The 10,019-nt window shown below is 60.4% G+C and carries 8 protein-coding genes and 1 pseudogene; 6 read left to right on the top strand and 3 right to left on the bottom strand.

Annotated elements, in window-relative coordinates; all coding sequences use genetic code 11:
- Window positions 1-39: 39 nt before the first annotated feature.
- Window positions 40-792, bottom strand: a pseudogene (locus FHL16_RS31145) (heme/hemin ABC transporter substrate-binding protein); the annotation flags it as partial.
- A gap of 166 nt (window positions 793-958) precedes the next feature.
- On the opposite strand from FHL16_RS31145, the gene FHL16_RS31140 reads away from it, so the two are divergent.
- The gene (locus FHL16_RS31140; protein WP_077750277.1) at window positions 959-1,276 is read left to right on the top strand and encodes a Rieske (2Fe-2S) protein; all 318 of its coding nucleotides are present in this window, start codon (window positions 959-961) and stop codon (window positions 1,274-1,276) included.
- Here the strand turns inward: FHL16_RS31140 and sfsA are convergent.
- Window positions 1,273-1,986, bottom strand: coding sequence for a DNA/RNA nuclease SfsA (gene sfsA / locus FHL16_RS31135; protein ID WP_010467613.1), 714 nt, complete (start codon window positions 1,984-1,986; stop codon window positions 1,273-1,275). The two genes, FHL16_RS31140 and sfsA, sit on opposite strands and share 4 nt — an antisense overlap.
- On the bottom strand, window positions 1,986-3,158 hold the full coding sequence (locus tag FHL16_RS31130) for a pyridoxal phosphate-dependent aminotransferase (protein ID WP_010467611.1): 1,173 nt from the start codon (window positions 3,156-3,158) through the stop codon (window positions 1,986-1,988). Before FHL16_RS31130 ends, sfsA begins: the two co-directional genes overlap by 1 nt.
- Before the next feature lie 333 nt (window positions 3,159-3,491).
- Between FHL16_RS31130 and dksA the strand changes: the two genes are divergently transcribed.
- The 5 genes from dksA to FHL16_RS31105 all read left to right on the top strand — a co-directional run bounded on the left by dksA (window position 3,492) and on the right by FHL16_RS31105 (window position 9,674).
- Window positions 3,492-3,932, top strand: coding sequence for an RNA polymerase-binding protein DksA (dksA, locus tag FHL16_RS31125; protein ID WP_007902025.1), 441 nt, complete (start codon window positions 3,492-3,494; stop codon window positions 3,930-3,932).
- 194 nt (window positions 3,933-4,126) lie between these two features.
- Window positions 4,127-5,023, top strand: a complete 897-nt coding sequence (gene gluQRS, locus FHL16_RS31120; protein WP_077750276.1) for a tRNA glutamyl-Q(34) synthetase GluQRS — start codon at window positions 4,127-4,129, stop codon at window positions 5,021-5,023.
- 77 nt (window positions 5,024-5,100) lie between these two features.
- Window positions 5,101-5,277 carry a hypothetical protein gene (locus FHL16_RS31115; RefSeq protein WP_003176118.1) on the top strand — a complete coding sequence of 59 codons (177 nt, stop codon included), beginning with the start codon at window positions 5,101-5,103 and terminating at the stop codon, window positions 5,275-5,277.
- A complete protein-coding gene (locus FHL16_RS31110) occupies window positions 5,261-8,215 on the top strand; it encodes a sensor histidine kinase (protein WP_031319123.1) in 2,955 nt (984 codons plus the stop codon). Before FHL16_RS31115 ends, FHL16_RS31110 begins: the two co-directional genes overlap by 17 nt.
- Before the next feature lie 22 nt (window positions 8,216-8,237).
- Entirely contained in the window at window positions 8,238-9,674 is a 1,437-nt protein-coding gene (locus FHL16_RS31105) for a sigma-54-dependent transcriptional regulator (RefSeq protein ID WP_077750275.1), read from the top strand.
- Window positions 9,675-10,019 lie beyond the last annotated feature (345 nt).

Below are 10,019 nucleotides of genomic sequence, written 5' to 3'. Positions count from 1 at the left end.
ACTGAGAGATCCTTTCTCTCTAAGCTAATGAATCATGGGCGCTCTGTCTGTAACAGAAATAGGGTTACCCTCCTTGAACAACGCCGCGCGCGCGGCATCGCCGGTCATCGCTCGGTCAGCAAACACCAGCACGTCGGGGTCAAGACTGACCAGCGACTCAACGGAAAAGGGTTTGTAGCCAGTGTGCGTGGCCAGATTGTGCCCGCCGGCCTTTTGGATGAGCCAATCGGCGGCGGTGTCTTTGCCGGCGATAAGCGGCTTGCCGCCCGCATGGCCCAGCAGCAACAGCACGCCCGGCGATTTTTCCTTCAACTGCGCGCGAGTGACCCGGACCTTCTGCTGTTCGAGTTGCTGCTGGTAGGTCTGGAGCAATTGCGCAGCCCGGTCTTCAGCACCGAGCAACTTGCCCAGATGCGCAAGATTGCCCTGCAACGTCGGCATATCGGGCTGGGCCGAGAACAGTTCGACCTGCACGCCCGCGCTACGAACCTGCGACAGCACCGGCGGCGGCCCCATTTCTTCGGTGCCGACCAGAATCTGCGGGCGTAAGCTCAAGATGCCCTCCGCCGACAGTTGCCGCTGATAACCGATGCTCGGCAGCGCCTTCAACGAGGCCGGATGCTGACTGGTGGTATCGACGCCGACCAGTTTTGACTCACCGCCCAGCGCGCTCACCCACTCCGACAAGGCGCCACCGGCACTGACCCAACGCTGTGGCAACTCGGCCGCTGCGGCGTGGTGGCTGACGAGGAGTCCGACACACAGCGCAACAACGCGGGTACTCAGGCGCATAAACAGCTTCCTTTTAAGTTTTCCCAGGCATCGAGATGACAGGCCAAGTATCCTCGGCATCCGGCACCTGCACCCGACGGGGCGAAGCGTCCATTTGATAATTGTTTGCATTTGAACGTCAAGCTCGGACATATCCGGTCACGAGCCGCCGAAACAGAGGATAGACATGAAGTTGATTTGTACAGGTGCCGAACTGGCTGACAACAGTAGTCGCGGATTCGACATCGACAGTCAGAAACTTTTTGCTGTGCGCCGGGGCGGCCAAGTGTACGTCTACATCAATCGCTGCCCGCACCGGGGTGTCGGGCTGGAATGGAAACCCGATCAGTTTCTCGACCCCAGCAACAGCCTGATCCAGTGTGCGACCCACGGCGCACTGTTCCTGATCGAAGACGGCGAATGCGTCGCCGGCCCGTGCGCCGGGCAATCCCTCACCCCCGTTGCCTGCCGCGAAGACGAACAAGGTATCTGGATCGACCCTTAACTGTTCAGCAGCACCTCCAGGCGTCGATCGACCACCATCTCTTCATGGGTCAATCGCACGCCATAGGCCATTACCTCGACGCCGCATGCCACCGCCTCTCGCAATGCTACTGCGTAGGCCGAATCGATCTCTTCTGCCGGACGCACCGCTTCAATGCCGGTCAGGTTGACGCAATACAACTGCACCGCGCGAATCCCGTCCCGAGCCAAGTGAGCCAGTTCCCGCAAATGCTTGGCGCCCCGTTGCGTCACTGCATCGGGAAATGCCGCCACCGATGAACCGTCGAAGCCCAGGGTCACGCTTTTGACCTCTACATACGCCGGCCCGCCCGGGTAATCGAGACGGAAATCGATACGGCTGCTTTCCTGTCCGTAGGCCACTTCGCGTTTCAATTCGGTAAAGCCGTTCAGCTCGGTAATCACCCCCGCCCGCAACGCCTCTTCGATCAACCCGTTGGCGCGCCCGGTGTTCACGCAAAACAACCGGCCTTGCGGGGTTTCGCCGACTTCCCAAGTGCCGGGCAATTTGCGCTTCGGGTCGTCGGAGCGGCTGAACCAGACCTGCCCACCTTCCACCTGGCAATTGAGCATCGAGCCGGTGTTGGGGCAGTGAATCGTCAGCAATTCGCCGCCAACGGTTTCGATATCGGCGAGAAAACGCTTGTAACGACGGATCAGGCGACCTTCTTCGAGGGGAGGATGAAAACGCATCAGCCTTGCCAGCTCCGCAATCCACGTGCGATCCGCTCGACCGCTTCTTCCAGGCGCGGCAGGCTTTGGGTGTAGGCAAAACGCACATGGTGCCCGGCCTGATAACGTCCAAAGTCCAGGCCCGGGGTAATTGCAACATGCTCGGTTTCGAGGAAATGTCGGCAGAATGCGAAGGCATCGCCGCCGAACTTGCTGATATCGGCGTACAAGTAAAACGCGCCTTCCGGCTCGACGGCGATCCCGAAGCCCAGTTCTCTTAGAGCCGGCAACAGGAAATCCCGTCGACGACCGAATTCGGCCCGACGCTCTTCCAGAATGCTGATCGTGGCCGGCTCGAAGCAGGCCAGTGCGGCGTGCTGGGCCATGCTCGGGGCGCTGATGTAGAGGTTTTGCGCAAGTTTTTCCAGCTCGCCGACTGCCGCTTCAGGAGCGACCAGCCAGCCCAGCCGCCATCCGGTCATGCCGAAATACTTGGAAAAACTATTAAGGACAAAGGCGCTGTCATCGACTTCCAGCACACTGGCGGCATCGGTGCCATACGTCAGGCCATGGTAGATCTCGTCCACCACCAGATGACCGTGTCGCTCCTTGATCGCAACCGACAAGCCCGCCAGTTCGTCACGGGTCAGGATGGTCCCGGTCGGGTTGGCGGGTGAGGCCACCAAGGCGCCGACGCTGTCTTGATCCCAATGGCGCGCCACCAGGTCCGGCGTCAGCTGATAGCGAACGTCCGGGCCGACCGGCACCAGTTGCGCGGCGCCTTCGACCAACCGCAGGAAATGCCGGTTGCAGGGATAACCCGGGTCCGCCAGCAGCCAGTGTTTGCCCGGATCGACGAGCAAGGCGCTGGCCAATAACAAGGCGCCGGAACCGCCAGGCGTGATGAGGATTCGCTGCGGGTCGATGTTCAACCCGTAACGCTGCTGATAAAAGCCCGAAATGGCCTCACGCAACTCGGGGATACCGCGCGCAGCGGTGTAACGGGTCTTCCCCGCCGTCAGTGCTGCCTGGCCGGCCTGGATGATCGGCTCGGCGGTGGTGAAGTCCGGCTCGCCGATTTCCAGGTGGATCACATCGTGACCCTCGGCTTGCAGTTCATTGGCCCGCGCCAGCAGCGCCATGACATGGAAAGGTTCGATCGCGCGACTGCGGGCACTGTAGGACTGAGCCATTAGCCTTCCTTACAACGGAGAAAAAAATCGATTCTACCCAAGCGTTGGAACGAGCGAGAACCTAAAGCGGTCAGACGCGTTATAACTTGGCCGTAAACGACTCAAGCGTGTACCTCAGGTTTGACTAAAATCAATAATTGATCAGGTCTCCATCGCCGCCAGACAAGGCTTTGCGATCATTTGCAAGCCCTTTGGGCCACTACCTCGACATCCGGGAGTAGCGCGGCCCGATTTGATCTGGTAAGTTCGCCCGCTTGCAGCCGCAGGGCCGGCAGGTGTCGGTGATGGAGCAATCCTGCGCAATGGATTACAAGAGTAGAGGCGGTCCATTTCATGCCCACCCAAGCAAAGCAGCAAAACCAGTCGATCAGCGGCTTCGAACCCTACAAAGAAGTAAAGGGCGAGGAGTACATGGGCAAGCCCATGCGCGCTCACTTCACCAAGATCCTGAATAAGTGGAAACAGGACTTGATGCAGGAAGTCGACCGCACGGTTGATCACATGAAAGACGAAGCGGCCAACTTCCCTGACCCGGCCGACCGTGCCAGCCAGGAAGAAGAGTTCAGCCTTGAACTGCGTGCCCGCGACCGCGAGCGCAAGTTGATCAAGAAGATCGACAAGACGCTGCAGCTGATCGAAGACGAAGAATATGGCTGGTGCGAGTCCTGCGGCGTCGAGATCGGCGTCAAGCGACTGGAAGCCCGCCCTACCGCCGACATGTGCGTTGACTGCAAGACCCTGGCGGAAATCAAGGAAAAGCAAGTCGGCAAGTAATGTCGCCTTGAACGAAGAACGGAGCGTGCGAACGCTCCGTTTTTGTTTCTGATATTTATTGCGTCTTCGGCATTGCCTTCGCGAGCAAGCTTCGCGCCTACAAAGGCTGGCACGATCTTCTGTAGGAACGAAGCTTGCTCGCGACGGCGGCTTCAAGCCATGCTCGAAACGATTGGACAGCCTGACACCGCCTTATGACCGCCATCGCCTCCCCCACCTACATCGGCCGCTTCGCCCCCACGCCCAGCGGCCACCTGCATTTCGGTTCGCTGGTCGCGGCGCTGGCCTCATACCTCGACGCGCGTGCGGTGGGCGGGCGCTGGTTGATGCGCATGGAAGACCTCGATCCGCCACGGGAAGAGCCCGGCGCCCAGGCAGCCATCTTGAAAGCCCTGGAAAGCTACGGTTTCGAGTGGGACGGGGAAGTGGTCCGCCAGAGCGATCGGCATGACGCCTACGCCTTAGTCCTCAATCGCCTGTTCAATCAAGGCCTCGCTTACGCCTGCACCTGCTCGCGCAAGCAATTGGAGCCGTATCACGGCATTTACCCGGGCTTGTGCCGCAACGCCGGCCATGGCACCGAAGATGCCGCGATTCGCTTGCGCGTCCCCGAACTGGAATACCACTTCATCGACAGGGTGCAAGGCGAATATCGCCAGCACCTGGGCCGGGACGTCGGCGATTTCGTGATCCGGCGCCGCGACGGGCTCTACGCCTATCAACTGGCGGTAGTGCTGGACGACGCCTGGCAAGGCATCACCGATATCGTCCGTGGCGCTGACCTGCTCGACTCCACGCCGCGCCAGCTTTACCTGCAAGAACTGCTCGGCCTGCCTCAACCGCGTTATCTGCACATCCCGCTGATTACCCAGCCCGATGGCAATAAACTCGGCAAGTCCTACCGCTCACCGCCATTGACCGAAGATCAGGCAACCCCTCTGTTGCTGCGTGCGTTGCGCGCATTGGGGCAAAACCCCGGTGCTGAACTGGCTTACGCCACCCCCCGGGAAGTGCTGGATTGGGGCATCGCCCACTGGGATGCGCTATTAATCCCGCGCACACTGACCCTGCCCGAAGCGCAACTACAGTGATCACACTTGCAGTGGCGCGCCCATCCGTTACCATCGCCGCACGTTTTCGGGCACGCGCATAAAAAAGAGAGGCCGGGATGTACATCTATCGCTTGGTCCTGCTCCTGGTAGTGGGGATTTACCTGTTCTCCCCGGCCATCATGGATTGGTGGATCGACGCCACTGGCGCCTGGTATCGCCCTTATCTGCTCTGGCTGATTCTGATCGTCGTGACCTTCATCCTGCAGAGCCAAAAAGATGCCGATGAGCTTTAGCCTGACCCAGATGATCCTGATCAGCGCCGCGTACCTGGCGGTGCTGTTCGGCGTCGCCTGGATCAGCGAACGGGGCATGATCCCCCGGGCGATCATTCGCCACCCGCTGACCTACACCCTGTCGCTGGGGGTGTACGCCAGTGCCTGGGCGTTTTACGGCACGGTGGGCCTGGCCTATCAGTACGGCTACGGTTTTCTGTCCAGTTACCTCGGGGTCTCCGGGGCGTTTTTGCTGGCGCCGGTGTTGCTGTACCCGATCCTGAAAATCACCCGCACCTATCAACTGTCGTCGCTGGCCGACCTGTTTGCTTTCCGTTTCCGCAGTACGTGGGCCGGGGCCCTGACCACGATTTTCATGTTGATCGGCGTGCTGCCATTGCTGGCGTTGCAGATCCAGGCGGTGGCCGACTCCATCGGCATCCTGACCCGCGAGCCGGTGCAGCATCGCGTGGCCTTGAGCTTTTGCGCGCTGATTACCCTGTTCACGATCTTCTTCGGCTCGCGCCACATCGCCACCCGCGAGAAACATGAAGGCCTGGTGTTCGCGATTGCCTTCGAGTCGGTGATCAAGCTGATCGCCATTGGCGGTGTCGGCCTCTATGCCCTTTATGGCGTGTTCGACGGCCCGCAACAGCTGGAACTGTGGCTACTGCAAAACCAGACCGCCCTCGCTGCCTTGCACACGCCCTTGCAGGAAGGCCCGTGGCGAACGCTGCTGCTGGTGTTCTTCGCCTCGGCGATTGTGATGCCGCACATGTATCACATGACCTTTACCGAGAATCTCAACCCGCGCTCGCTGGTCAGCGCCAGCTGGGGTCTGCCGCTGTTCCTGCTGTTGATGAGCCTGGCGGTGCCGCTGATTCTCTGGGCCGGACTGAAACTCGGCGCCACTACCAACCCGGAATATTTCACCCTGGGCATCGGCATCGCCGCCAACAGCAAAGCCTTGGCGTTGTTGGCGTATGTCGGCGGGTTGTCGGCCGCGAGCGGACTGATCATCGTCACCACCCTGGCGCTGTCCGGGATGGCGCTGAACCATCTGGTGCTGCCGCTCTACCAGCCGCCGGCCGAAGGCAACATCTATCGCTGGTTGAAGTGGACCCGCCGGGCGCTGATCGTTGCGATCATCATGGCCGGCTACGGCTTCTACCTGTTGCTGGGCGCCGAACAGGACCTGGCCAACCTCGGCATCGTCGCGTTTGTGGCCACGCTGCAATTTCTTCCGGGGGTCCTGTCGGTCCTGTATTGGCCGACCGCCAACCGCCGCGGCTTCATCGCCGGTTTGCTGGCGGGGATCCTCGTGTGGCTGGTGACCATGCTGTTGCCGCTGGTCGGCAATCTGCAGGGCTTCTACATTCCGCTGCTGAACATGATCTACGTGCTGGACGACACCAGTTGGCACATGGCCGCGATCGCGTCCCTGGCCGCCAACGTGCTGATGTTCACCCTGATCTCGCTGTTCACCAACGCCAGCCCCGAAGAGGCCAGCGCCGCCGAAGCCTGCGCCGTGGACAACGTGCGTCGCCCGCAGCGCCGCGAACTGCACGCCGCCTCGCCTCAGGAGTTCGCCACGCAACTGGCTAAGCCTCTGGGCGCCAAGGCCGCACAGAAAGAAGTCGAGCAGGCCCTGCGTGATCTCTATCTGCCGTTCGACGAGCGCCGGCCTTATGCCTTGCGCCGTTTGCGCGACCGGATCGAAGCCAACCTCTCCGGCCTGATGGGCCCGAGCGTGGCACAGGACATGGTCGAGACCTTCCTGCCGTACAAGGCTGGCGGCGAAAACTACGTCACCGAAGACATCCACTTCATCGAAAGCCGCCTTGAGGACTACCACTCCCGCCTCACCGGCCTTGCCGCCGAACTCGATGCCCTGCGCCGCTATCACCGCCAGACCTTGCAGGAATTGCCGATGGGCGTTTGCTCGCTGGCCAAGGATCAGGAAATCCTCATGTGGAACAAAGCCATGGAGGAGCTGACCGGGATTGCCGCGCAGCGTGTGGTCGGTTCGCGCCTGAGCACCATCGCCGATCCGTGGAAAGAACTGCTGCAAGGTTTCATCAATCTGCCGGACGAGCATTTGCACAAACAGCACCTGGCCCTTGATGGCCAGACCCGCTGGCTGAATCTGCACAAAGCGGCCATTGATGAACCGCTCGCACCGGGTAACAGTGGCCTGGTGTTGCTGGTGGAAGATCTGACCGAAACCCAGATGCTCGAAGACAAACTGGTGCACTCCGAGCGCCTGGCCAGCATCGGGCGACTCGCGGCGGGTGTGGCCCATGAAATCGGCAACCCGATCACCGGCATCGCGTGCCTGGCGCAGAACCTGCGCGAAGAACGCGAAGACGATGGCGAACTGAAGGAAATCAGCGGCCAGATCCTCGAACAGACCAAACGCGTGTCGCGCATCGTCCAGTCGCTGATGAGCTTCGCCCACGCCGGCAGTCACCAGCACAGCGACGAGCCCGTCTGTCTGGCTGAAGTGGCTCAGGATGCCATCGGTTTGCTGGCCCTGAACCGACGCAATTTCGAAGTGCAGTTCTATAACCTGTGCGACCCCGATCATTGGGTCGAAGGCGATCCGCAACGCCTCGCCCAGGTATTGATCAACCTGCTCTCAAACGCCCGTGACGCCTCGCCTCCCGGCAGTGCGGTGCGGGTCAAGAGCGAAGCCGGCGAACACACGGTCGATCTGATCGTGGAAGACGAAGGCAGCGGTATTCCGAAGAACATCATGGACCGATTGTTCGAACCTTTCTTCACCACCAAGGATCCTGGCGAAGGCACCGGTCTGGGCCTTGCACTGGTCTATTCCATCGTTGAAGAGCATTATGGACAAATCACCATCGACAGCCCGGCTGATGTACAAAGCCAACGCGGCACCCGTATTCGGGTGACCTTGCCGCGTCATGTCGAAGCGACGTCCGCTGTGAACTGAGACCGTCGAGAGTATCGAATCAATGCCGCACATTTTGATCGTCGAAGACGAAACAATTATCCGCTCCGCCTTGCGCCGCCTGCTGGAACGTAACCAGTACCAGGTCAGCGAAGCCGGTTCAGTGCAGGAAGCACAAGAACGCTTCACCATTCCCACGTTCGACCTGATCGTCAGCGACTTGCGTCTTCCGGGCGCTCCGGGCACCGAGTTGATCAAACTCGGCCAGGGCACTCCGGTGCTGATCATGACCAGCTACGCCAGCCTGCGTTCGGCCGTCGACTCGATGAAGATGGGCGCGGTGGATTACATCGCCAAGCCTTTCGATCACGACGAAATGCTCCAGGCTGTCGCCCGTATCCTGCGTGACCGCCAATCGCTGCCGGCCGGCGGTGAACCGGCCACCGGCAAAGCGGCCAATGGCGCGGCGAAACCGGGTGTTGATAACAGCAACGGCGAAATCGGCATCATCGGTTCGTGCCCGCCGATGCAGGACCTGTACAGCAAGATCCGCAAAGTCGCGCCGACCGATTCCAATGTCCTGATCCAGGGTGAATCCGGTACCGGTAAAGAACTGGTGGCCCGCGCCCTGCACAACCTGTCCAAACGAGCCAAGGCACCGATGATTTCGGTGAACTGTGCAGCCATCCCGGAAAGCCTGATCGAGTCCGAACTGTTCGGCCACGAAAAAGGCGCGTTCACTGGCGCCAGCGCCGGGCGTGCCGGTCTGGTGGAAGCGGCGGACGGCGGCACCTTGTTCCTCGACGAAATCGGCGAACTGCCACTGGAAGCCCAGGCCCGCTTGCTGCGCGTGTTGCAGGAAGGCGAAATTCGCCGGGTCGGTTCGGTCCAGTCACAGAAAGTCGATGTGCGCCTGATCGCCGCGACTCACCGGGACCTCAAGAGCCTGGCGAAGATCGGTCAGTTCCGTGAAGACTTGTATTACCGCCTCCATGTGATCGCCCTGAAATTGCCGGCCCTGCGCGAGCGCGGTGCCGATGTCAACGAGATCGCCAATGCCTTCCTGGCGCGACAGAGCGCGCGGGTCAACCGTACCGACCTGAAATTCGCGGTGGATGCCGAACAGGCGATCCGTCATTACTCCTGGCCGGGTAACGTTCGTGAACTGGAAAACGCGGTAGAGCGCGCCGTCATCCTGTGCGAGAGCCCGGAGATTTCCGCCGAGCTGCTGGGGATCGACATCGAACTGAGCGACCTGGAAGACGATGACTTCATTGGTCTGCCGCCGCAACAGGGCAACGGCGCCAGCAACAACAATCATGAGCCAACCGAAGACCTGTCGCTGGAAGACTACTTCCAGCACTTCGTGCTTGAGCATCAGGACCACATGACGGAAACCGAGCTGGCCCGCAAACTCGGGGTGAGTCGCAAGTGCCTGTGGGAACGTCGTCAGCGCCTGGGTATCCCGCGGCGCAAGACCGGGGTCGCCAGCGAGAGCTGAACAGCGCCTGTCTGATGTGCGGGTAACACATGACTTTGTGAAAAAACTGTTACCTCAGTCGTTTCACGTAACAGAAGCCGGGGCTTACGGTAACGAAGTCCCGGCTTTTTTTCGGCCTCGAAAACCCTGTCAGCCCGCCTAACCCCTTGTTTTGCTGGACCTCACAAAAGTTGGCACGCACCCTGCTATATGTTTAGTACAAGAACAATAACAAGCAATGCACAAGACAATAAAAATAAGACGAATCGACTCACGCACAATAAAAACAAGACGGCGAGAGGCGCAGCTAACTGATTCTTTTGGAGAGGCGTTGTATTTGGGGCTTGCCCCACGACCAGGCCGAGA

The organism is Pseudomonas sp. FSL W5-0299, assembly GCF_005930655.1.
Classification (GTDB): Bacteria; Pseudomonadota; Gammaproteobacteria; order Pseudomonadales; family Pseudomonadaceae; genus Aquipseudomonas; species Aquipseudomonas mandelii.
This window is presented reverse-complemented; position numbering and strand designations above follow the sequence as displayed.